27 protein-coding genes and 1 tRNA gene are annotated in these 22166 nt (G+C 63.4%); 14 read left to right on the plus strand and 14 right to left on the minus strand.

The annotated features are described in order from the left end of the window. Positions 1 to 42: 42 nt before the first annotated feature. Together H0B43_RS25215 and H0B43_RS25220 are read left to right on the plus strand one after the other, a co-directional pair. Positions 43 to 2346: an ATP-dependent DNA ligase gene (locus H0B43_RS25215; protein WP_185725450.1), complete on the plus strand. Its 2304-nt coding sequence runs from the start codon at positions 43 to 45 to the stop codon at positions 2344 to 2346. After that, complete coding sequence (locus H0B43_RS25220) at positions 2343 to 2936, plus strand: hypothetical protein (protein ID WP_185725449.1); 594 nt, start codon at positions 2343 to 2345, stop codon at positions 2934 to 2936. The genes H0B43_RS25215 and H0B43_RS25220 overlap by 4 nt, the downstream gene beginning before the upstream one ends. Here H0B43_RS25220 and H0B43_RS25225 read toward each other — a convergent pair. Then, entirely contained in the window at positions 2886 to 3152 is a 267-nt protein-coding gene (locus H0B43_RS25225; protein ID WP_185725448.1) for a hypothetical protein, read from the minus strand. The genes H0B43_RS25220 and H0B43_RS25225 overlap by 51 nt on opposite strands. Positions 3153 to 3343: 191 nt before the next feature. Between H0B43_RS25225 and H0B43_RS25230 the strand changes: the two genes are divergently transcribed. The 4 genes from H0B43_RS25230 (at position 3344) to H0B43_RS25245 (ending at position 6032) form a co-directional block, all read left to right on the plus strand. Further along, a complete protein-coding gene (locus H0B43_RS25230) occupies positions 3344 to 3529 on the plus strand; it encodes a hypothetical protein (RefSeq protein ID WP_185725447.1) in 186 nt (61 codons plus the stop codon). A gap of 138 nt (positions 3530 to 3667) precedes the next feature. Further along, a complete protein-coding gene (locus H0B43_RS25235; protein ID WP_185725446.1) occupies positions 3668 to 4063 on the plus strand; it encodes a hypothetical protein in 396 nt (131 codons plus the stop codon). Positions 4064 to 4570: 507 nt separating this feature from the next. After that, on the plus strand, positions 4571 to 5593 hold the full coding sequence (locus H0B43_RS25240) for a site-specific integrase (RefSeq protein ID WP_252189710.1): 1023 nt from the start codon (positions 4571 to 4573) through the stop codon (positions 5591 to 5593). A gap of 52 nt (positions 5594 to 5645) precedes the next feature. Next, the gene (locus H0B43_RS25245; protein ID WP_185725444.1) at positions 5646 to 6032 is read left to right on the plus strand and encodes a hypothetical protein; all 387 of its coding nucleotides are present in this window, start codon (positions 5646 to 5648) and stop codon (positions 6030 to 6032) included. Positions 6033 to 6159: 127 nt separating this feature from the next. Here the strand turns inward: H0B43_RS25245 and H0B43_RS25250 are convergent, their stop codons facing one another. The 5 genes from H0B43_RS25250 to H0B43_RS25270 form a co-directional block, all read right to left on the minus strand. Continuing rightward, the gene (locus H0B43_RS25250; protein WP_185725443.1) at positions 6160 to 6507 is read right to left on the minus strand and encodes a hypothetical protein; all 348 of its coding nucleotides are present in this window, start codon (positions 6505 to 6507) and stop codon (positions 6160 to 6162) included. A gap of 2 nt (positions 6508 to 6509) precedes the next feature. Further along, positions 6510 to 6788: a hypothetical protein gene (locus H0B43_RS25255; RefSeq protein WP_185725442.1), complete on the minus strand. Its 279-nt coding sequence runs from the start codon at positions 6786 to 6788 to the stop codon at positions 6510 to 6512. Positions 6789 to 7873: 1085 nt separating this feature from the next. Further along, positions 7874 to 8215 carry a hypothetical protein gene (locus H0B43_RS25260; protein WP_185725441.1) on the minus strand — a complete coding sequence of 114 codons (342 nt, stop codon included), beginning with the start codon at positions 8213 to 8215 and terminating at the stop codon, positions 7874 to 7876. Next, the gene (locus H0B43_RS25265; RefSeq protein ID WP_185725440.1) at positions 8212 to 8403 is read right to left on the minus strand and encodes a helix-turn-helix domain-containing protein; all 192 of its coding nucleotides are present in this window, start codon (positions 8401 to 8403) and stop codon (positions 8212 to 8214) included. Before H0B43_RS25265 ends, H0B43_RS25260 begins: the two co-directional genes overlap by 4 nt. Continuing rightward, on the minus strand, positions 8400 to 8786 hold the full coding sequence (locus tag H0B43_RS25270; RefSeq protein ID WP_185725439.1) for a helix-turn-helix domain-containing protein: 387 nt from the start codon (positions 8784 to 8786) through the stop codon (positions 8400 to 8402). The genes H0B43_RS25265 and H0B43_RS25270 overlap by 4 nt, the downstream gene beginning before the upstream one ends. Before the next feature lie 489 nt (positions 8787 to 9275). On the opposite strand from H0B43_RS25270, the gene H0B43_RS25275 reads away from it, so the two are divergent. The 3 genes from H0B43_RS25275 to H0B43_RS25285 all read left to right on the plus strand — a co-directional run bounded on the left by H0B43_RS25275 (position 9276) and on the right by H0B43_RS25285 (position 11817). Beyond that, positions 9276 to 10112 carry a phage major capsid protein gene (locus H0B43_RS25275; RefSeq protein ID WP_252189709.1) on the plus strand — a complete coding sequence of 279 codons (837 nt, stop codon included), beginning with the start codon at positions 9276 to 9278 and terminating at the stop codon, positions 10110 to 10112. A gap of 1026 nt (positions 10113 to 11138) precedes the next feature. Continuing rightward, a complete protein-coding gene (locus H0B43_RS25280) occupies positions 11139 to 11540 on the plus strand; it encodes a terminase (protein WP_185725438.1) in 402 nt (133 codons plus the stop codon). Beyond that, positions 11533 to 11817 (plus strand): hypothetical protein, encoded by a 285-nt coding sequence (locus H0B43_RS25285; protein ID WP_185725437.1) that lies wholly within the window; start codon positions 11533 to 11535, stop codon positions 11815 to 11817. The genes H0B43_RS25280 and H0B43_RS25285 overlap by 8 nt, the downstream gene beginning before the upstream one ends. Before the next feature lie 27 nt (positions 11818 to 11844). Here H0B43_RS25285 and H0B43_RS25290 read toward each other — a convergent pair whose 3' ends face one another. The 3 genes from H0B43_RS25290 to H0B43_RS25300 all read right to left on the minus strand — a co-directional run bounded on the left by H0B43_RS25290 (position 11845) and on the right by H0B43_RS25300 (position 13895). Next, complete coding sequence (locus H0B43_RS25290; RefSeq protein WP_185725436.1) at positions 11845 to 12252, minus strand: hypothetical protein; 408 nt, start codon at positions 12250 to 12252, stop codon at positions 11845 to 11847. A gap of 35 nt (positions 12253 to 12287) precedes the next feature. Next, positions 12288 to 13541 (minus strand): hypothetical protein, encoded by a 1254-nt coding sequence (locus tag H0B43_RS25295; protein ID WP_185725435.1) that lies wholly within the window; start codon positions 13539 to 13541, stop codon positions 12288 to 12290. Positions 13542 to 13724: 183 nt separating this feature from the next. Then, positions 13725 to 13895 carry a hypothetical protein gene (locus tag H0B43_RS25300; protein WP_185725434.1) on the minus strand — a complete coding sequence of 57 codons (171 nt, stop codon included), beginning with the start codon at positions 13893 to 13895 and terminating at the stop codon, positions 13725 to 13727. Positions 13896 to 14297: 402 nt separating this feature from the next. Between H0B43_RS25300 and H0B43_RS25305 the strand changes: the two genes are divergently transcribed. Next, positions 14298 to 14519 carry a hypothetical protein gene (locus H0B43_RS25305; RefSeq protein ID WP_185725433.1) on the plus strand — a complete coding sequence of 74 codons (222 nt, stop codon included), beginning with the start codon at positions 14298 to 14300 and terminating at the stop codon, positions 14517 to 14519. Positions 14520 to 14774: 255 nt separating this feature from the next. Here the strand turns inward: H0B43_RS25305 and H0B43_RS25310 are convergent. After that, a tRNA-Arg gene (locus H0B43_RS25310) sits at positions 14775 to 14847 on the minus strand. Positions 14848 to 14918: 71 nt separating this feature from the next. Between H0B43_RS25310 and H0B43_RS25315 the strand changes: the two genes are divergently transcribed. After that, positions 14919 to 15689, plus strand: a complete 771-nt coding sequence (locus H0B43_RS25315) for a dienelactone hydrolase family protein (protein ID WP_185725432.1) — start codon at positions 14919 to 14921, stop codon at positions 15687 to 15689. On the opposite strand, the gene H0B43_RS25320 is transcribed toward H0B43_RS25315, so the two are convergent. Beyond that, positions 15690 to 15947: a hypothetical protein gene (locus tag H0B43_RS25320; RefSeq protein ID WP_185725431.1), complete on the minus strand. Its 258-nt coding sequence runs from the start codon at positions 15945 to 15947 to the stop codon at positions 15690 to 15692. A gap of 178 nt (positions 15948 to 16125) precedes the next feature. On the opposite strand from H0B43_RS25320, the gene cycA reads away from it, so the two are divergent. Together cycA and H0B43_RS25330 are read left to right on the plus strand one after the other, a co-directional pair. Continuing rightward, positions 16126 to 17598, plus strand: a complete 1473-nt coding sequence (cycA, locus tag H0B43_RS25325) for a D-serine/D-alanine/glycine transporter (RefSeq protein ID WP_185725430.1) — start codon at positions 16126 to 16128, stop codon at positions 17596 to 17598. Positions 17599 to 17710: 112 nt separating this feature from the next. Continuing rightward, a complete protein-coding gene (locus tag H0B43_RS25330; protein WP_185725429.1) occupies positions 17711 to 18499 on the plus strand; it encodes a M23 family metallopeptidase in 789 nt (262 codons plus the stop codon). Between the two features lie 3 nt (positions 18500 to 18502). Here H0B43_RS25330 and H0B43_RS25335 read toward each other — a convergent pair whose 3' ends face one another. Further along, positions 18503 to 18763: a hypothetical protein gene (locus H0B43_RS25335; RefSeq protein ID WP_005251602.1), complete on the minus strand. Its 261-nt coding sequence runs from the start codon at positions 18761 to 18763 to the stop codon at positions 18503 to 18505. Positions 18764 to 18879: 116 nt separating this feature from the next. Between H0B43_RS25335 and H0B43_RS25340 the strand changes: the two genes are divergently transcribed. Further along, positions 18880 to 20388 (plus strand): glutamate-cysteine ligase family protein, encoded by a 1509-nt coding sequence (locus tag H0B43_RS25340; RefSeq protein ID WP_185725428.1) that lies wholly within the window; start codon positions 18880 to 18882, stop codon positions 20386 to 20388. A 16-nt stretch (positions 20389 to 20404) separates the two neighbouring features. Here H0B43_RS25340 and H0B43_RS25345 read toward each other — a convergent pair whose 3' ends face one another. Together H0B43_RS25345 and H0B43_RS25350 are read right to left on the minus strand one after the other, a co-directional pair. Further along, positions 20405 to 21589, minus strand: a complete 1185-nt coding sequence (locus tag H0B43_RS25345; protein ID WP_185725427.1) for a globin domain-containing protein — start codon at positions 21587 to 21589, stop codon at positions 20405 to 20407. Between the two features lies 1 nt (position 21590). After that, positions 21591 to 22064: an Rrf2 family transcriptional regulator gene (locus H0B43_RS25350; protein ID WP_185725426.1), complete on the minus strand. Its 474-nt coding sequence runs from the start codon at positions 22062 to 22064 to the stop codon at positions 21591 to 21593. Between the last annotated feature and the right edge of the window lie 102 nt (positions 22065 to 22166).

Below are 22166 nucleotides of genomic sequence, written 5' to 3' on the forward strand. Positions count from 1 at the left end.
TGCGATACGGCCACCGAAGCGGCCGCGCGGCGCACAATATGTATGTATTGGCGGAGGGAGGTTCGCGTGCCGGCTGCGGGTGCTCGTCAGGTGACGATCGACGGACATCGCCTGTCCCTGACCAATCTCGGCAAGGTCCTCTACCCGGAGTCGGGTACGACGAAGGGCGAGGTGATCGACTATTACACGCGCATCGCGGCCGCCATGCTCCCGCACGTCGTCGACCGTCCGGCCACCCGTAAACGCTGGCCCAACGGGGTGGACAGTGAACCGTTCTTCGAGAAGAACCTCGCAGCGTCCGCGCCGGCCTGGCTGGAGCGGCGCGCACTCGAACACTCCGATCGGTCCGTGCACTATCCGCTCCTGAACTCCGTCGCGGCTCTCGCCTGGGCGGGGCAGCAGGCGGCCCTCGAACTGCACGTGCCGCAGTGGCGGTTCGACCACGCGCACCGGGGACCGGCCACCCGCATCGTCTTCGACCTGGACCCCGGCCCGGGTGTCGGATTGGCCGAATGCGCGGAGGTGGCCCGCGCGGTGCGGGACCTCGTCGCGAACCTCGGCTGGACGGCGTACCCGGTCACCAGCGGCAGCAAGGGCCTTCACCTGTACGTGCCGCTCGACCGGAAGCTGGCCGGCTCCGGCGCGTCGACCATCGCGAAACAGGTGGCGACCGGACTGGAGAAGCTGCGGCCCGAACTCGTCACCGCCACCATGGCGAAGTCGGTGCGCGCGGGCAAGGTCTTCGTCGACTGGAGCCAGAACAATCCGTCCAAGACCACCATCGCCCCGTACTCGCTGCGGGGGCGGGCCCAGCCGTATGTCGCGGCACCGCGCAGTTGGGACGAACTCGACGATCCCGACCTGCGTCAGTTGCGGTTCGAGGAAGTGCTCGAACGGTGGGAGTCGGACGGCGATCTCCTCGCCGGGCTGGATCCGCCTATCGAGAACGACCCGGCCCTCGCCGAGTACCGGCGCAAGCGCGATCCGGGGCGGACGCCCGAGCCGATGCCGGACGCGGTGCGGCCGGGGGAGGGCAACAGTTTCGTCATCCAGGAACATCACGCTCGGCGCCTCCACTACGACCTGCGTCTCGAACGCGACGGGGTGCTCGCGTCGTGGGCGGTGCCGAAGAACGTGCCGACGACGACGGGGGAGAACCGGCTGGCCGTGCACACCGAGGACCACCCGCTGGAGTATCTGACTTTCTCGGGATCCATCCCCAAGGGCGAGTACGGCGGCGGCGAGATGACCATCTGGGACACGGGCACGTACGACACCGAGAAGTGGCGGGACGACGAGGTGATCGTCCGGTTGCACGGCGAGCACGTGGACGGCCGGTTCGCGTTGATCCGCACCAAGGGCGATCAGTGGCTGATGCACCTGATGAAGGACCAGACCCCCGCCGGGTCGGGGTCGCCGGAGTTGCCGCGCGGACTGTCGCCGATGCTGGCGAGTCCCGGCACTCTCGACGGTCTGGATGCCGACGAATGGGCGTTCGAGGGCAAATGGGACGGCATCAGGGTGATCGCCGAGATCGGTGGCGGGCAGCTGAAGCTGACGAGCCGGGCAGGCAACGACAAAACCGGTGACTACGCGCAATTGGGTTGGCTCGCCGAGTCTCTCGGGGACCACGAGGTGGTTCTGGACGGCGAGGTGGTCGCGTTCGACGAGCGCGGTGTCCCCAACTTCGGTCTGCTGCAGCAGGGCAACGAACCGCATTTCCTCGCGTTCGACGTGCTGTACCTCGACGGGGTCTCGTTGCTGCGCAAGAAATACACCGACCGGCGACGCGTCCTCGAGGCGCTCGCCGCCAAGGTGGACGACCTGGTGGTTCCCCCGCAACTGGATGGGTCCGCGCAGGAAGCGCTGGACGAGAGCCGCCGCCGTGGGTGGGAGGGCGTGGTGGCCAAGCGCCGCGAATCCGTGTACCTGCCGGGCAAGCGCGGGTCGAGCTGGATCAAGGTGAAGAACTGGCGTACACAGGAAGCCGTGATCGGCGGGTGGCGCCGCGGTCAGGGCGGGCGGTCGAGCGGAATCGGATCGGTGCTTCTCGGTGTCCCCGAGGACGGCGGATTGCACTACATCGGACGGGTCGGAACCGGCTTCACCGAACGGGATCTGCAGGAACTCGCGTCCACCCTGGGCCCGCTCGAAACCGACACCACCCCCTTTGTCGACGACCTTCCGACCGCCGACCGTAAGGGTGCCGTGTGGGTCACTCCCACGCTGGTGGCGGAGGTGCGGTTCATGGAATGGACCGGTTCGAGGAGACTGCGGCACCCCAGTTGGCGCGGGCTCAGGGACGACAAGACACCCGAAGAAGTCGAGGTGGAGCAACCGTCATGACCGGTATCCGATTTCAATCGACCCCGGAGAACGAGATTCCCGTCCCCGTGCGGGTCGATGCCGTGCTGGCCCGCACCGAATCGCTCGTGCTGTGGCTGACCGACGTCCACGTGTACAGCTGCGGGGTCGAGTTCACGATTCAGGCGCGCAGACCGGAGTCGACGGTGCTGCTGGACATGTTCGGCTTCGGCAAACCCGGTTCCCCGCAGAGCAGTGGGCCGTTTCTTTTCGGCGTGGAGTACGCGGACGGCAGCGTGTTCACCAACCTTCCGGGTGCCCGGATGACCGACGGGCTGCACGGCGGAGCGGGCCGCGGTGGGCCCCTCACCGGCTACAAGACGTATTTCTTGCAGCCGCTCCCTCCTCCGAAACGGTGGTCGATGATCACGGCGTGGCCGTATTTCGGGGTGCCGGAGTCTCGGATGGATTTCGATTCCGCCGTGTTCGCGGACGCAGCCGAGCGGGTGGAGACACTGTGGCCGGAACCGGCGCACGCCCTCGTCGAGGCGCCGGACGGTGCGCAGCAGCCGCCGCTGGCATTACCGCCAGGCGGCTGGTTCGAATGGGCCCACCGACGCGGTGTCGAATGAGCCGGGCGGGTGGGGTGTCGGGACGTGCAGGGTCGGGGGCGTGAAGATCTTCATGGGGGCGGGCGTCGCCTGCGGGGCCTGATGTTTTTCGGAGACTCCGACGTCGGAACTCGGCGGCGCCGTGCCCGCGGCGACGGCGATCCCGGCCGCACCGACGACGGAGATGGCGAACGCAGCGCCGGCACCGATCGCGATGCGGGTCTTGGTGTGCGACATGACGTGATCTACCTTCGGTGGGTTCGGTCGATCCGGCTGGGCTGACAAGACAACCTTGCGCCGGATACAGCCCCTTCGACAGGCACCCCAGGGTGCGCATCACCCACCCCGCCGAAGGTCGAGGGCAAACCTGCACAGAATCTTCACAGGCTCCGACCAGGATCCGCACGTGCGCCCGATACGGTCGGGGAATGAGCCAGAAGGAAGTGCTCGCCGTCGACGACGAGGGGGTTGATGCCGCGGCGTTCGTCTTCGTCCAAGCACAGGTCGTAGAAGTCGGTGACAGCCATGACCTGTGCGTACTGCGTGCGCGCGAGCACGGCCTAGTGCGCACGCAGGTCTTCGAGCGCGACGATACCCGGTGGTGTCGCGTCTAACCGGCTCTGCATCAACATCATTCGCCCCCCCAGATCATTCAGCCCCCGCTGAATGTTCTCCGATCCTACCGCGACCCACCGACAAGAAAACGGCTCACTCGTCCGGCCGGTTCTCTGTGCTGGTGATGAGGCGACCGCATGACCGCGGTCCGCTTTTCCGCGATCCTGTCGGAGGGGATGCGAATCCTGCGTGAGATCGAAATCCATCAACTGAAAATGGACTACCACCTCGCGGGGATGGAAAACGCCCACCGGAGTGCTGTCCAGCGGCTACTGATTGCCATCGCCCTGATCTGTCCGGCGCTCGGCCGCGCATACGGCTGGAATTGGTATCTGGCGTCGATCCCCTTCGTCCTCGGCTCGCTCGGGCCCGGGTTTGTACTTCTCATGTACAGGAAGGAATGGCGAAGGGCGTATGCCGCATTCGAGGCACTCGAGGTGACGGGAGCGTTGACACCGTTCCTCGATGCCGTCGAGGACGACAGGAGGCACGGCAGGAAAACCCGATGGTGGCGACGGGTGCGGTTGCCCTGAAGTCGGTCTTCCTACGCTAGAAAGGATTCCACCAGTTGATGAACGCGATGTAAAGATTGGTCGGGAAGAAGAACTCCCAGTCCAGTCCCAAGTGTGGCAGGTCAGGCAATATGCCGATCATGGTTGTGGTCCCATCCCTCGGGTCGTCCCGACCTGACTGGCGTATCGCCCGCGACGTAACCCGCGTTACCGTGCGAAGGACGAACCGCGGCCCCGAGTGCCCTCGGCAGGATTCGAACCTGACATATGCTGTTCGCCGATCTAGCCTGTGACCTGGTATTTGTACCTTTTCACCTGCTAGAATAGGTAATCTACCTTGTGTCATGAATTGACGCAACGAGACACGAATGACCACTGAGATTACGCGAGGATTGCACGACAATGCCAGCAAGGCCGGGGATGCGCTCATGGGGGCGAATCAGGCAACTTCAGTCAGGTCGGTACCAGGCCGCTTACGTGGGGCCTGACGGGATTGTCCACAAAGCGCGGACTACATACATTGCCAAGATGGACGCCGAGGGATGGCTTTCCGGTGAGCGCCGCAAGATTGAGCTGGACGCGTGGACACCGCCCGGTGAGAGGAAGGCGGAAGGCCTGACTCTCAGTCACTATGCCGAAACGTGGTACGCCGAGACGAACGGCAGGCATAAGCCGCGCACACGAGACTTAAACCGCGGCTACTTGGATCGCGTGATCCTGCCCAGTTTGGGCGTGGTTCCCATCGACAAGCTAACGGTGCAGATGATCCGGGCGTGGTACGCCGGTCTCGATGCGTTCCCGACGCGTAACTCGAACGCATATAGCCTGCTGAGAACGATTCTGAACCAAGCGCTTGACGACGAGTTGATCCAAGCCAACCCGTGCCGCGTGAAGCGCGCCGCTGTGAAGCATCGTGTTGTGGAGCCAATTGCTCTGAGAGCTTCTGAGCTGCAAACTTTGGCGCGTGAGATGAAGGTTGAACGCTGGAGGGCTCTAGTTCTCGTCGGAGGATTCTCGGGGCTCCGCTGGGGTGAGTTGGCGGCGCTGAGGTGCTCCGACTTTTCACTCACAGATGATGACTGCTCCGTGACTGTGGCGCGGGCGGCAGTTCGGAGAAAGGGGAGTTTCGAGATCAGCCGACCGAAGTCGAAAGCGGCGCTACGAACGGTGCCATTGCCGTCCGGCCTGCGCCCGATTATCGAAGAACATCTCGCGACGTTTGCGCAGTCCGGTCGCGACGGCCTGGCCTTCCCTTCGGTGACAGACGCTGTCCCGCATGAGAACACGGTGAGACCACACTACAAACGAGCGGCTGCGAATATCGGTCACCCAAATCTGCGCTTTCATGATCTACGCCACTCGGCGGCAACCCTGTTTGCGCAGGCTGGTGCGACGTTGGCCGATCACATGACGCTGATGGGGCACACAAGCCCCGCTATGAGTGCGCGGTATACACACTCGACAGCCGCACGAAATAGAGCGCTGGTAGAGGGCCTATGGACAACCGGGACGGCCGACGACGAAGACGAAAAGGCCCCCGTCGATAGCTGACGGGGGCGGTTCGGGGGTTCTAGCTGGGAGGTCGCAGGGCGTCTCGCCACGAATGGCTAGCACCACCACCGCTGAATCCGGTATGCGACTGACCAAAGTTTCTGTAGGCCGGTCGGGGCCGAATGGTTGCGTTCGCGGACAACCCCGGCCGCGCCGCGAGAAGTTCAGCGACTTTCTCAGCAACGGTTTCGGCGGAGATCTCCCCGTTTTCGTCCAGGAGGTTCGCAACAGTTACGCCCGCAATGGTGAACAAATCGCCAGGCTGTGCGAGTTCGGACGCCATCCGTTCAACATCAGCACGCTGGTAAGCCTCTACCTTAGCCGTGAGCGCGTCGCGTTCAGCTTCGGTGTCGCGGAGCTGGCGACGGTAGCGGGCAGCTTCGGCGTTGCCGCCAATTTTGCCGGCCGAATCGTCGGCGTTCCCGGTGGGGGATTCTGAGCCGGTTTCCGTTGCGGGGGTGCCCGGAGTGCCGACGTTCGGTTCTGCGCTGTTCGGGAGTGCGTCAGCGGGGTCGGAATCGGTTGTTGCGGTCGTGTTCGGTGTGGTCATTGGTTGCTCTCGGTTTCTAGGAGGCGGCCGGGTCGGTGGGGGTTTGGCCAGTGAGGACGGACCAGCTGAGGTTGCGCAACGTTGCGGACACGTAGGTCACGACGGTCTGCAACGTTGCGCGGTAGCGCGGGTCTGACTGGGGAAGATCGGGCGGAAGGACCAGGCCGAGGTGCCTGAGCAACGCCAGTTCATCGAGCGTTGCGGGCCGGATGCGATTGCGTGCAACGTAGTCGGCGTGTTGCGTGGCATCGAGCCTGTCGCGCATCTCGTCGGGCACAACGGCGAAGGTCAGCCAGCCTCGAGGATCATCCGCGCCGAGCCAACCGCTCACGCCGGGGATGATGTGTTCGGTTGCGGTTGCCATGCTCAGCCCCGCCCCGATGCTTCGATTGCTCGCGCGCGGGTGTCAGCGACCACTTTGGCGTATGTCCCGGTGTGGACGAGGACCGCCGCGAGCAGCCCCAAAGCCTCGGCGAACAGCCCGGTGGCGGTCGTCTGCTGGGCTGACGCAAGGGACCTGAAATCATCGGCTCGGTCCTCAACGTGTGCTTCGAGCAGAGCTAGGACCTCAAGTCGAGCGATAAGTTCCCTCTCGCGGGTCAGGATTGCCGCCTGGTCGTCGTTTGGTTCGGTGGGGTCGGTCATTTCGTGAAAACTCCTGTAGCTCAGTTTGGGGGGATTGATGTGATTCGTTGGCCCCGACAGTCCGGGGATGGGGCAAACGGCCGCGCCAGCTCCCGTACGGACCCTCTAAATCCGCCATGATGTGGCGGTCAGTGCTCAGATTCCAGATAGGTCGCTGCGCAGAGCGAATAACAGCGCGGACATGGACAGCCGCCACGGTGATAGGTCGGCTGACCATCGGGGCCAATGGACAGGGGCTTGTTGACTTCCAGCAGCGCGGCTTCTCGCAGGTGGGCGAGGCGACTGCCGGGGCGAAGATTGGCGATGTGCTTGCACGCGCAGGGAAACAGACTGCACTCGTGGCAGTCCAGTCGGTTAAGCACTGTTCCTCCACTCCGTGAACTCGGAGTCTGCCAAGTCGTGGTCAATCTCAGGAGGTAGATCTCTTGCCTGTCCTGGCCTGTCTCTGTCCTGTCCTTGGATGTCCTGCGTGATGTCACGCGTGACATCCGCCGTGACATCGACAACGGGAGGTTTTTTTGCGCGTGCACGTTGCTTCCGCTTACGTTCGCGGTTGTGCAGAGTGGTCCTGTCTGCGGCTTCGAGTTGTGCATTCGTAGATTGATCGAACTCGAACCGGTCGATAATCCATGCCTGGCCGTTACGACGCCATAGCCCAGATTCCTCGATGCCAACCTCCGCGCCCGATGTGAATCGTGGTATCAGTGGAAGGTCATCGGCGAATAGATTCCCCTCAGTCCGGTTCGAGACGCTCCAGACGAGGGACATGATGTATGAGCGGAAATCACTGTCACTGAGCCGGTTCAGCCGCCGATCATTGAGATAGCGCTCCGGGATTCGTGCGTCAGTCATCGAAGCGCATCAGGTCGGGGTTTCGGGTAGAGTTACGCATAGCGAATTGCTTTCCGAATGCCTCCAGGTCGTGAGCCTGGGGGCATTCTTCGTTGTGTGTGAGTACTAGCCAGGCGACCGATACGGCTAGCCCTGCTTTGGTTGTCTTATGCGACAACACAGTCTGAGTCTCGGAGTCGTCCGAGGTTCCGCAGGTCGACGGTTGGCCGGCGAGAGGCAGGGGTTGTGCGGACCTACAGTGTGGGGCTGATCTGATATCCGTCCGGTGCGGAGATGATTCGCCCAGTCTCGGTCAGCTCGGAGAGGCCACGCTCGAGGCATTCGGGAAGCACGCCGAAGTATTTGGCCAGGTCAGAAGCGGTAACAGTTCCAGTCTGTTCGATGCGGGCGCATACGGCATCGAGGTGCCCAAAGCTGTATTTCCTGCGGCGAGTCCCGACCGGGTGACCGGCATCTGCCAGCTCCCGCAGCATCGCGCGCACTTCGCTGTGTCCGACATTAAACAGTTGCGCGACGTAGTGCTCCCCGAACCTGTCTTGTCGCATCGATAGCCGGATGATGTCGTCGTGGGTCATGCGGCGCTCATGCCCATCGGCCTGGCCACGGCGTCGAACAGCGCATCCAGGTCCACCCGAATTGCGCGAGATCCGATCCGATACCCAGTGATCTTTCCGTCCGTGATCATCCGGCGAATCGTGCGGGTTGAGACATTCAGGTATCGTGCCGCGTCTTCGATCGTCGACAGTTGTTGCGGACGTTTCATCGGTTGACGTTCCACCATTCGCGGAGGCTGAGCAGGTTCACGTAGTGGTCGCTGACGCCCCGGTAGCCGTCGACTTCGCGACTCATGATGAGCCTGACAAGCTCGGCATGGTTGATCGGCAGGAGCCCGGTGAGAAATCGCGCGGGCACGTGGTTGGTATCTGGACCATAGGCCACTGGCGCCCGCGTGGCGGTCTCTACATCATCAGTTCTCACCGCAACTAGTTTCGGCTCGAATTGCTTCTCAAGACTGTCGAGATCGATGTGCAGCTTTCCGCCAATTTTGTATGCGGTCACATACTCGTTCGCCACCCAGTAGTACACCGTTCGCACGGTGACGCCTTTCATTGCGGCCACTTCTCGAATGGTGGCCAAGCGGTTCATGCTCAACTTGCTGTTCTCCGTTTGCGTCTGTAGCGGTTGAAGTTCGTTGGAATGATCATGCAACGGATTTCGGAGTGCGCAAGAGCTTTGGGGACGCTTTGCAATGTTGCATGACCAGCCGTTCTGCGTCTCTGAGGCACGTTCACGAACGGCGCCAGGACCCGTATCTGCAGTCATTCGAAAAGAGAAGTCCACCGCTGACCTGCGGAGAGTGGGGCAAGTCTCAATAAACCTGAGACACGAAACACAAACCCTCCGCAAGAGATCTGGAACTAATGCACCGTTGCAAGGGCATGTCAATACCAAAGTCATTCATCTTGCAGGCTCGTGAAGGCCGATAGATAATATTCAGAGAAGGTTATGCGGCCCAGGCTGGCCCCGAACTTCGCCCGACACCGACAAATCTCCAGCGGAGAAACGCATTACTGCCAGGTTGCAAATTGCGTCGTCACAAATCATGCACAGACGCAAACAATCTGGAGTTTTCCAATGGCAATGAATACCTCTAGTTCCGGTGCGGTTCTCACTCCCGCGCAGGTCGATGAACTTCTCATCCGTCCCGTTCTCGCTGAATCTGTCGCCGCACAGGTTGCGAAGGTGATTCACACGAACGCTTCCGCGCTTCGTCTTCCCGTCGTGGCCGCTGACCCCACAGCCGCTTGGACCGCTGAAGGTGCAGAGATCGCGGTAAGCGACGCAACGCTCGAAGAAGTCAACGTCGCGTTCCACGCCCTTAAGGGGCTTACGGTGGTCAGTAATGAGCTGATCGAAGACAGTTCACCGGAAGCTTCCCAGCTCGTCGGGGAGGGTCTGGCCCGGGATGTTGCTAAGCGGCTTGACGCAGCATACTTCGGTGTCTCTGCCGCCAATACGCCGAACGGTATTGGTTCGGTGTCTGGCGTGCAGTCGGTTACCTTCGCCGGGCCGTGGGCCAATCTCGACCCCTTCCATGAGGCGCTGAGCCTTGCTGAGACTGTCGGGGCTACCGTGTCCGCGTTCGTGACCAGCCCAGCTGTTGCGCTGGCGTTGGCGAAGATCAAGACGGGAACGGGTAGCAACACACCGCTTCTCGGTCAGGACCCGACCAGCCCCACCAAACGCACGATTGCTGGTGTTCCACTCTTCGTCAGTTCCGCTGTCGCAGCTAACATTGTTTGGGCGATTCCTTTCCAGCGCACTGTGATTGGTCTGCGAAAGGATGTGGACGTGGCTACTGATACGTCGGCGTTCTTCACGTCGGATCGGACGGCTGTCCGTGCGGTGCTGCGGGCGGGCTTCGGATTCGCGCATGCTGCCGCAATCGTGAAGGTGACTGCGACGCCGTGATGACATCGCGTTCCCGTGCGCGTACTGCACGTCCGGTGTCGCCTGAGCTGGCTGTTCCGTGCCGAGTCTCGGATGGCTACCTGATCTTCGATCAGCAGATCGGCGAGCAGGTTGGCGCGGGCAGTACGGTGCTCGTTCATCCCGCCACAGTCGCGGGCTGGGTCAGGAATGGCTGGGTCACGGTCGTGTCTGACGCTTCCGATACCGAGCAGCCGCAGCCCGTGCCAGAGCCGCCCGCACCTGCACCGCGACGCCGTACACGAAACGCATCGGCGAAGTAGAAGACGTGGCCCGTCAGTGCCTTTACGCTGACGGCGGCCCGTGGTCGACGTGTTCGGACACGTCGACACCACAACGACGAAACCCCATGCCGTGAGAATTGGCCTCACGACATGGGGTTTCGCACCGAACGGACCTACCAGCGACCCATCAACCTCGCGATCCGGATATCGGCGGCCAGGTTCGCTTCGGCCTGACCATCCAGGGCGAACTTCTGAGCTGTTCGGCTATCCCCATTCGCGAGAGCTTCCTCCGCGAGAGCGAGGCACCGTCTGGCATCGTCCGTCGCCCGTCCGATGTAGAGGTCGGCCGAATCATTCCGGCGATTCTCTTCCCGCCTACGCTGGCGGGCCTTGTGGCCGTGGCTCATGTTGCTAAAGAATCCGCTGCCCATTGCGTTTGCTCCTGTCGATGACGCGGAAGACTCCCGCCGATGAATGTCCGGATCGGACTCCACATCAAGCTAGGGCCTATTGCGTTGCCTAGCAAGTTAATTGGATTCCTACCGATCGGTAACATTGGGCGCGGCGCATATCTCCAGGTCGCACGGCACGACGAACGGCGACGCAGTCACGCCCAACTGACGCTGCGTCCCTGGTCAGCGGCTTACAGAGGGGTGGGGGCACCACCTTTCCCCCCCGGGGTCGCGCCCCTGCGCAGCGCACTGTGGATCGCAAAACGTCCAACCTAGACAAGCCCTAGAAATCCGCCCGACAACGCCCGAAAATCACCCGTAGGAGGTACATAATGGCTGGCCAACGCACTGTTTACCCCGAAACGTTCGGTGAGGGCGGTAAGGCGATGTGGCGCGAAGTTACGTCGACTTACGCCCTCTCAAGCACCGAGTTGGCTCTACTTAAGCAGCTGTGCCGGACCATCGACCGGCTCGACGTGCTCGAGCTGGCCGCGAAGGGCGTGGCCCCGGTGTTCGAAGCTCGGCAGGGCACGGTCATGCATCCCGTTTTCGTGGAGATTCGCCAGCAATCGACGGTTATGGCCCGACTCATCGCATCTCTCCGGCTTCCGGACGCGCCCACCATCGCGGCTCCGAAGGTGGACGATGCCCCCAAGCGGCCGCAGAGGCGTTCGGGTAGCCGACCGTACTACGGCGTCAACAACCCCGACCTGAAGGTTGTCGGCCATGGCTGAGTTCAAGGCAGCCGAGCCTGATTCCGCTCCGGTGGTTGACGTCCCGGAGGAACTTGCAGGTGGCCCGGATATTCGACTGTTCTGTGACCCCGACCTCCTGCGCCAGATTGACCGCATGGGGTCGTCGCATCCGAACCGTAGGGAGCTGATGGGCGAGGTGATGCTGTCGGCACGCCAGAACTGGGCGCGGGCAATAGTCCGCTGGGCTGGGGATATGGGTTTGTCGACATTCGAGGCCCGAACAATGATTTCCGGTCGTATGGCTTTCTGGCCGTGAAGGCGAACTCAGACTATTCAGGCCCTCCTAATCACGAACCTTCTTTTTAAGTGCAGCACCGCCACCGATAATTCCCATGAGGCCGAAGACGCTGCCGGGCGCTGCCAAGACCCAAAACCATCCGCCGTATGAGATTGCCGGGGCAAACAGGGCCACGGCTACAGCTAGGCAGAACACACCCGCAGCAATGCCGCTCTGATCCCGTCGAGCCCCGGATTCGTGCTCGCAAAGTGTCGTGATCCGCGTAGCGATATGGTCCTTCAGCGATCGAAACTCCCGACTGTCGGAGTCGAGCTTTTCGAGCAGCTCCTGGTCGGCTCGAATGTTAGTCCGCACGTCTCGACCTGCCTGCCGATGCGACAGGTAATTGAGCAGTAGTCCGCTTATGGCGGCGATGCCTGCAACCATTACGGGCACCCAGATAGACACATCCATGCTGTGCACTCTAGAGGGATGGACGGCCGACGAACCTAAGGTTCTTGTCTGTTCAGCCACTCCCGAGCGTCTTCGAGTCGAAGCTGGCCAGTGCGTTCTCGAAGCATCTCACGCACGAGCACTGCCGTGACCTTCCCTGAGACGACAGCGTCCTGGAGAACAAATAACGCGGCAGTGTCGAACGCGAGGCCTTGGTTTTCGCTAAGGGGACCCAGCTCGTCCGGGCGGAAAACGTCACCGCGTGTGGTTGGGTCTCGCGCGATCAGGCGGTTGACGATTAGCCATTGGCGTGGAATGTTCTGCGGCTTCTCCTCAAAGACATACTTGACCACGTTGCTGTTCAAGATCTGAAGTTTCGATTGCTTGGCACCTTTTGTTACCCCAGTCGCGTCCGCAAGCACGAGCCAGTCATCGACTCCCGGCTCCGTAATCCGGTAGTCTTCCCGCCGCTCCTTGTCCGGCCAGAGCTTGTCCATGTCCTGGACGGTGTAGCCGAGGGTGACTAGAGCACGTAAGACTGCGTCCTGGAGTTCTTCATCCTGGCCGGTGAGTAAGACGCGCTCGTTCCTGGAGGCGTTATCCTTCGCAGCTTCCAGTTCAGTTCCAAGCTCAGCAGTAATGGCGTCGTGCTCTTCCTGTAGCGGTTTGAATCTCGCATATTCAGCGTCAAGCTTGGCCTGTACCACTCTCTCGGCGTGGGTCATCCAATCCGCCGATTTCTCCCACTTCGGAACGTCTGGGAATCGATTGGGGAAACGATCGTGCCAGTCGCTCAGTGCGAGCAGCCACCACGGCTCTATGTTCTCGACGTCATGGGGGATGAACCAGACTGACCCGTTGCCGGGGTGCACGTACTTCCCGGCAATGCGCAGCTGATTTGGCCCACGAAGGAAGGTCCCAAAGTCGACGAGGGGTTCAATTTCCTCATCCGTGACACCTACACCGAACTGTCTGGTGCGACTCGCGACGGCGGGTATCAGCTGTTGCTTAACGAGAACTGTTAGCGATTCGGATAACCCGGTGTCTCCTGGATACGCGTGGTGTCCCGCGACATTCCACTTGTAGGCGAGTGGAACGTGAATATCTGAAGCCCCCGGAACGTCGAGGACGTCGATAATGTCCGACCATCCTCCTCCGAATTCTTCGGGAGTCATCACTAGAAGTACGCATAAGTGCGCCGACACCGGGCGGACGTAGCGCGCCTCGGCCATAAAGTTTGACTCAACTGTCTTGGCGAGGTGCCGCGTGGTGATGATCGCATCCCACTCCGACGGATCGACGTCAGTCATGCTGTTGATGGTTCGGTACGTGCCTGGCAACTTCTGTACGAAGTCGATTCGCTCGGAAATCGCTTCATTAACCCAAATCAAGACTCTGGGTGAGTCCCGCTGGTTCAGGGGGCGCGTCGGCGTCATGGTGTCAATCTAAGCGCTACGTCCGACAGTGCACTCCACGCGTCTCCCTTTCACCTCCTATGAACCCGCCGCTACCATCAGTGCCGATGCGAGATTTCTCGCCGCTTCCGGGGTGAGGTCGAACACTTCCGCGATACCTGCCCCGTAACTGACCGTCACGAGTGGAACGTCCTCGATGATGCTGTTGGAAACTGAGATCAAGTTTCCAACAGTCGAACCGACAAACATGCAATCTCCCTGTGTGCGTTGCTTTCTAAAGACCGGACTGAAGGCCTTCACCGGACCGAACGGACACCTACCGGTGCCTGTGCTACTGACCCCACCCCAGAATTTCCCACGAGCCACGTCCCCGTATCGCGTCAGGCCAGCGCGAATGGCCCGCCCTCGAGGAGGCGCGAGCTTGTACCGGACCCTCACAAGGCCAGGCCTGACATCGATGTGAGAGCGCCCCAGCCGGTTCGGGGGATGAAGTACACCGGGCTGTCTCGGTTTACGTCTGAGACGAACAGGAGCGACGTGCAGGGGTCACGGAACGCGGCGTGCAAAGCGCGGACAGGTGGGTCGATTCACCGACCTGTCCGGCTCAACACGTCACGGTCGGGCAAGCCTTGCCGCGATCACGTTCATGTCGTGATCGGTGAGCACTGGAACCTGTCGGTACTGGCACGGATCGAGGCCGTCCAGTTCCGCGAGGTGCTCGAGTTCACCGAGAGTGAGGCCTGCGGCGTCGACAACAGCGTCAGTGGTGACTCCGAGCCGGTTCGCGGCAACGTTGATGCTCAGCTGGTCGTTGATGAGACGTACCAGCCGAGAGCGATAGCCAGCCGCAGCACACCAAGCGCGGCGGCGTAGAGGCTGATCAGGATGAATAGGGTCAGGAGATAGGCGAGCGGATGCTCGAGCCTGTCAGTCGGCTTGGATAGAGTGGTCCCATGGTTCATGGCGGGTCGCTTCCGTTGTGGGCCTAGGCTCCCGAACGGTGTTGGTAGCACCATCGGGGGCCGTTCTTAGGTGATGGAGAACGGCACACATCGGTCCATGATTGCGCGGGCATTGCGCGCGCTCTGCGAGGGTGTCAGAAAAAGCCTCTGACCTGCACTAACTGAGTGCCCTCGGCAGGATTCGAACCTGCGACCTACCCTTTAGGAGAGGGTTGCTCTATCCCCTGAGCTACGAAGGCGTGGTGCACGCGCCGGGCGCACACCGAGGTGAGTGTAGCGGGAATGGTGGTGCTCCCGCGATGGGGAGGGCATGGTTGTCGCAGATGTTCTGGAAGTGACGACGGAACGGGAGACGCACATGTCCGAGATCGACTTGACCGACCTCGCTGCGCGGCACGACGGTTCGCCGAATTTGCACGGTTATCTGGCGCGGCCGTCCGGTGAGGGCCCGTGGCCCGGGGTGGTGATGGTGCACGAGGCGTTCGGGTTGGACGATGTGATGCGCCGGCAGGCGGACAGGCTGGCGGAGTCGGGGTTTCTGACGGTGGCACCGGATTTGTTCAGTGCGGGCGGCGCGCGCCGATGCCTGGTGTCGACGATGCGGGCGATGCTGTCGGGGAAGGGCCGGGCGTACGGGGACATCGAGGCCGCGCGTCAGTGGTTGGCCGGTTCGCCGGACTGCACCGGGAAGATCGGCGTCATCGGGTTCTGCATGGGCGGCGGGTTCGCGCTGATGACGCTGCGAACCGGGTTCGACGCGGCGGCGCCGAACTACGGGGTTCTGCCACGAGACCTGGATGCTGCGGTGGCGGGTGCGTGCCCGGTGGTGGCCAGTTACGGCGGGAAGGACTTCGCCCTGCGGAATGCGTCAGCCAAGTTGGATGCGGCGTTGACGGAGGCCGGCGTGGTGCACGATGTGAAGGAGTATCCGACGGCGGGGCATGCGTTCATGAACGACGAACTGGCCGGCCCGAAGGTGCTGCGTCCTCTATTGAAGGTGACCGGGATGGTGCCGAACCCTGCGGCGGCCGCGGACGCCTGGACGCGGATCGACCGGTTCTTCGGGGAGCACCTGGGTTGATCAGTGAATGAACTGGCGGGCGCCGGAGGTGGCGTGCCCGTAGTCCAGTCCGCATGCGCGGACCACCTGGCCGAGGCTGAGGTATCCCTCGACGCTCGTGGCCTTCGCGAATTTCCCGTCGGCGCGCACCGCGACGGTGACGCTGGACGCGACGGAGTCGACCCGGGCGAGTTCGTACTCGTCGACGCCGTCGGCGGCCTGAGCCACGCAGGTGACGGCGCCCTGGGCGTACGCGATCTCGATCAGGTCGTCGATCATGGTGCAGGCTCCTCGCCTCGAAGTAACGGACTGAGGTTAGCCTTGGCTACTCGGTTTCTGTCAAGTCCCTTCTCCTCTGCGTTTCCTCCTCGACGGTGGTCCGCGGGCCGTCCCGGCGTAACGTGACCCACGCTTTCGGACGGTGACGGCAAGGACTGAGAAGGGTTGCAGGTGTTCCATGGCTGACCGAACTTCCTCGACGGGCTCGATCGGATCGGGACCGGGTGACGGCTCGGGGACGGCGGGGGAGCCGCACCTCTCCCGGCAACTCGCCAACCGGCACATCCAGCTGATCGCGATCGGCGGCGCAATCGGAACGGGCCTCTTCATGGGATCCGGGAAGACGATTTCGCTCGCCGGGCCGTCGGTCATCTTCGTCTACATGATCATCGGATTCATGCTGTTCTTCGTCATGCGGGCGATGGGCGAGCTGCTGCTGTCGAATCTGCACTACAAGTCGTTCTCCGACTTCACGGCCGATCTGCTCGGCCCCTGGGCCGGGTTCTTTACCGGGTGGACGTATTGGTTCTGCTGGATCGTCACCGGCATCGCCGACATCATCGCGATCTCGGGATACGTGCGGTATTGGTGGCCCGACCTCCAGTTGTGGATCCCGGCGCTCGTGGCCATCGCGGCGCTGCTTCTGCTGAACCTGCCGACCGTGCGGGCGTTCGGTGAGACCGAGTTCTGGTTCGCGCTGATCAAGATCATCGCCATCCTCAGCCTCATCGTCGTCGGACTCGTCATGGTGTTCACCCACTTCACCGCGCCCAACGGGGCCGAGGCCGGGTTCGACAACCTGTGGAACGACGGCGGCATGTTCCCGACCGGCGCGATGGGCTTCGTCGCCGGCTTCCAGATCGCGGTGTTCGCGTTCGTGGGTATCGAGCTCGTCGGCACCACGGCGGCCGAGGCGAAGGATCCGGAGAAGAACCTGCCGAAGGCCATCAACTCCATCCCGGTCCGCATCCTGCTGTTCTATGTGGTGTCGTTGATCGTGATCATCTCGGTCACGCCGTGGCGCGAGGTTGTGCCCGGCGAGAGCCCGTTCACGGCAATGTTCACCCTGGCCGGTCTGGGGATCGCGGCGGGCGTCATCCAATTCGTGGTGCTGACGTCGGCGGCGTCCTCGGCGAACTCGGGGATCTACTCGACGTCTCGGATGGTCTACGGCCTCGCGCAGGAGGGCGACGCACCGGACCGGCTGGGCAGGCTCAGCTCCCGCAAGGTTCCGGCCAACGCGTTGATGTTCTCCTGCGCGTTCCTGCTGTCGGCGATCGCGCTGCTGTTCTCCGGCGACTCGGTGATCGAGGCCTTCACGACTGTGACGACGATCTCGTCGGTGCTGTTCATGTTCGTGTGGACGATGATCCTGGCCAGCTACATCGTGTACCGGAGGCGTCGCCCCGAACTGCACGAGGCCTCGAAGTTCAAGATGCCCGGTGGCGTGGTGATGTGCTGGGTCGTCCTGGCCTTCTTCGTATTCCTGATCTGGGCCCTGACTCAGGAGGACGACACCCTCGAGGCGCTCCTCGTCACCCCGGTATGGTTCATCGTGCTCGGAATCGCGTGGGCGGTGATTCGCCGGCGTGCCCCGCACCGCGCCCGGTACGCCGCGTTCAAGGCCGAACTCGAGGAACGCCAAAGATAAACGTTCGGTAACGGTGGCGCGGACCTATATCGTTTTGTTACATTCTTCGCCAGACAGAGGAGCTCCCCCGGGTGGGGAGAGCTGCAATCCGACGACTGACGAGGTATCAACTGTGGGTTCCCACCACCGGGCGAACGGGTCTTCCGTTCGCTTCGAGATCGATCCGGCCGCGGCGCGTGGACGCCATCGCAATCAGCAGACCGGAGCGGGTGTGGGCATCAAGGCCGCCACTGTTGCGGCCGCCACCGGTGCCATCGTGGTCGGTGCCGCGCAACTCGGCGCCGGAAACGCGGCTGCCGCGCCCGTCGACTCCCACGAGACAAGCGGCGCGCAAACCCTGCCGGGTCTGCCGTTCGAGATCCCGGCCGGTGTCCTTCCCGCCGGTGTCGATCTGCCCGCAGACCTCGGCGCCGCGGCCCAGAACCTCGGCGGCCCCGACCTGGGCGCCCAGGCGCAGCAGTGGCTGAACTCCGTCAACCCGGTCAAGCCCCACACGGTGCAGCCGGTGTCGGGCAAGCTGACCTCCGACTTCGGTTCCCGCTGGGGAGCGCACCACGGCGGCATCGACATCGCCGCACCGATCGGCACCTCGGTGCTCGCCGCCGCTGACGGACAGGTCATCGACGCCGGCCCGGCGTCCGGCTTCGGACTGTGGGTGCGACTGCTGCACGACGACGGAACCGTCACGATCTACGGACACGTCAACGACTACACCGTGAGCGTCGGACAGCGCGTCACCGCCGGGCAGGAAATTGCCCACGTCGGCAACCGCGGCCAGTCCACCGGACCGCACCTGCACTTCGAGGTGCACGACGCGAACGGCAACAAGATCGATCCCGCACGCTGGCTGCAGGAACGCGGCGTGTCCGTCACCTGGGGCAACGCGGGCGCGAACGCGTAAGGCCTATTCCGGCTCGAGATCGTCGTCGTTGCGGAACACGAGTGGTCCGCTGTCGAGGGCGATCGCCCAGCGTCGTGAGACGGCCCAGTCGCGGCCGTAGGAATCGTTGCTGATGTCCTGGACGCCGGCGAAATCGTCGACGATCACGCCGGCCTCCAGGGGCCATTTCTTCTCGGCCAGTTCGTGATCGGCCGAATGCCGGGTTTTCACCCGCGTGCCCACGGAGAACTCTGGTTTCTTCTTGGAGTCGGTATCAGGTGTCATCTCGGTCCTTCCGCTCACCAGCGTCTGGTTCGAGGTTAGTCCGCCATCCCGCATTCGCGCGGGCTGAACGGATATGCTCCCCCGTGAGCGCAGTTCGAGCGCAGTTGGGGAGTGGTATGGGTCGCGAAGTGACGTCTCGGACATTCACCCGAGCAGACCGGCGCCTGTTCCGGCAGAAGGTGCTGCAGTGCGCCGACGCGCTCGAGCGGATGCTTCGGGAGGGTGCGTTCGCCGACGACGTCGACCCGCCGCGGCCGATGCTGGGGATGGAGATCGAGTTCAACCTCGTCCACGCCGACATGACGCCCGCGATGTCGAATCTCGCTGTACTCGAGTCGATCGACGACGATGCCGTGTTTCAGACCGAGCTCGGCCAGTTCAACGTAGAGATGAACGTCCGGCCGGGTCCGCTGGTCGGCGAGGGCACCTTCGAGCTCGAACGCACACTGCGGGCGTCGCTGCACGTCGCCGACGCGCGAATCCACGGGCAGGACGCCCAGCTGGTGATGATCGGCATGCTGCCGACGCTGCAACTCGAGCATCTGGGTCACGAGTGGATCACCGCGAATCCGCGCTATGAGCAGCTCAACGAACAGATCTTCGCCGCTCGCGGTGAGGACATCGAACTCGACCTCGAAGGTGTTCCGCTTTCGGGCCGACTCGCCGAACAGCTGAGGGTGGACGCCAACTCGGTGCTCCCGGAGGCCGCGTGCACCTCCCTCCAGTTGCACCTGCGGGTTGCGCCGGACGAGTTCGCCGCCCACTGGAACGCCGCGCAGTGTCTGGCGGGGGCCCAGGTGGCGCTCGCGGCGAACTCGCCGTTCATGGCAGGCAAAGCGTTGTGGCACGAATCCCGCATCCCGATCTTCGAGCAGGCCACCGATACACGTCCGCTGGAGCTGAAGAACCAGGGTGTGCGGCCGCGCGTGTGGTTCGGCGAGCGGTGGATCACCTCGGTGCTCGACCTGTTCGAGGAGAACTCCCGGTATTTCCCGGCGCTGCTACCCGAGATGTCCGACGTCGACCCGTTGACGGAACTCGACGCCGGACGGGTGCCCGACCTCAGCGAATTGCAGATGCACAACGGCACCATCTACCGGTGGAACCGGCCGGTCTACGACAGCGACGACGGAAAGCCGCACCTGCGGATCGAGAACCGTGTGCTGCCGGCGGGCCCGACCGTCCTCGACACGATGGCGAACGCCGCGTTCTACTACGGTGCGCTGCGCGGGCTCGTCGAGGCGGAGCAGCCGGTGTGGTCGCAGATGTCGTTCAACGCCGCCGAGGAGAACCTGCACGCCGGCGCGAAGTACGGCATGGACGCCGAACTGTACTGGCCCGGTATCGGGTTCGCGGGCGCCGACGAGCTCGTCCTGCGGCGGTTGCTGCCGATCGCCGACGAGGGTCTCGCCGCATTCGGGCTGTCCGCGAAGGCCCGCGACCGCTACCTCAGCGTCATCGAGGGCCGGTGCCTCACCCGGCAGACCGGAGCGTCGTGGCAGCGTGCGCAGGTGATCCGGCACGAGAACGCCGGTCTGCGCCGCCCGGAGGCTTTGGCCGCCATGCTGCGTCAGTACGTCGAGAACATGCGCGAGGGGAGCCCCGTTCACACCTGGCCGGTGTGAACGGGCGCAGCCGCCCTCATACTCCGGCGGCCGACCAGCTGTCGGGACCGAAGACCTCGTAGTGAATGTTCTCGGCGGGCACGTCCTTTGCTAGCAGCGCCTCGCGCATGCCGAGCATGAACGGCAGCGGACCGCACAGGTAGGCCTGGGTGCCGGGCGCGATCGTCACCTCCCCGAGGTCGGCTCGTCCCTCCCGCAGGCTGCCCTCGGGCCTGCGAGCGCCCAGGTCCTCGTACCAGCGGTGCATCACGGCGAACGGCAGACGCTCCACGAGTTCCGTCAGCTCCGCGCGGTGCGCGTGGCTGCTGGCGGAGCGATCGGCGTGGAGCACCGAGATAGGGCGGTCGTCCTCGGTGTCGGCGAGGTGGCTGAGCATCCCGATCATCGGCGTGCACCCGATGCCCGCGGAGACGAGGAGCAGCGGCGCGTCGTCGTCCTGCAGGACGAGATCACCGAACGGTGTCGACACCTCCACGATGTCCTCTTCGAACACGTTGTGGTACAGGAAGTTCGACACCTCGCCCGTTCGTTTCACGGAGATCCGCCAGTCGCCGCCGGACGGTGCCGACGACAGGCTGTACTGGCGGATCTGGCGCGCACCGTCCGGCAGGCGAACCGCGACGGAGAGATACTGTCCCGGCGCGAAGGTAGGAAGCGGAGTGCCGTCCACCGAGGTGAGGACGAACGAGACGGTGTCCGCGGACTCGTGCCTGCGCTCGCGAACCCGCACGTTCCGCCACACGTCTCCGGCTGCCACTCCCGCCGAGGCGTACAGGCCGGCCTCCATCGCGATCAGCGTCTCCGCCATCAGCCAGTACACCTCGTCCCAGGCCGCCGCGACCTCGGGAGTGACGGCGTCACCGAGGACCTCGACGATGGCCGCGAACAGGTGGGTGTGCACGATTGTGTACTGCGAGGGTTCGATTCCCAGTGACGCGTGCTTGTTCGCGATCCTCGACAGGATGAGGTCGACGCGTGCCTGATCGGGTTCGAGTTGGAGGGCGGCGAACGCGGCGATAGCCCCGGCCAGCGCTTTCTGCTGTTCGCCCTGCTTCTGGTTGCCCCGATTGAACAGGTCTCGTTCGAGTTCGGGGTGCGCGTCGAACATCTTGCGATAGAAGAGCGTCGTGATGTCCGAGATCGCGGCGCCGACCACGGGCAGGGTGGCACGGATGACGTCCGTCGAGGTGGGCGAGAGCATGTCAGTCTCCGATCGTTCGAGAAATCTGGGAAGTGGTGGCGGCTACCCGGGGGAGGGCGAGCAGCACGGTTCCGGTGGGGGTCCGGGTGAGGTCTTCGACGGTGAGGCCGTCCAGCGACCCGAAGAACGCGTCCTGCGCACGTCGGAGCGCCGACCGCAACAGGCAGTTCGACCGCAGCGGGCAGGGCTGGGCGCCGTCGCAGTCGACGACCTCCGCGTCACCTTCGAGTCGGCGTGCGAGCCGGCCGACGGACGCGGTGCGCCCGAGTTCGGTGATGGCCAGACCACCGGCGCGTCCCCGTCGCGCGTCGACGATGCCGAGTTCGCCGAGTCGGGTGATCACCTTGGCGGCGTGGGTGTACGACACGGACAGTTCCTCGGCGATCGCCCTGCTGCCCGGCCGTTCACCGTCCCCGGCGACGGCCAGTCGCATGACGACCCGCAGCCCCAGATCGGTGAACTGTGTGAGTTGCATGACCTGAACGTACTTTTATTCTCATCTGGAATACCAAATTTGTGACCGACGTCGCTCGACGAAAAATCACTCGGAAAGTGTTGTGGCCCAACAGTATTTGAG

The sequence above is a fragment of the Rhodococcus sp. 4CII genome (assembly GCF_014256275.1).
GTDB classification, from domain to species: domain Bacteria; phylum Actinomycetota; class Actinomycetes; order Mycobacteriales; family Mycobacteriaceae; genus Rhodococcus_F; species Rhodococcus_F wratislaviensis_A.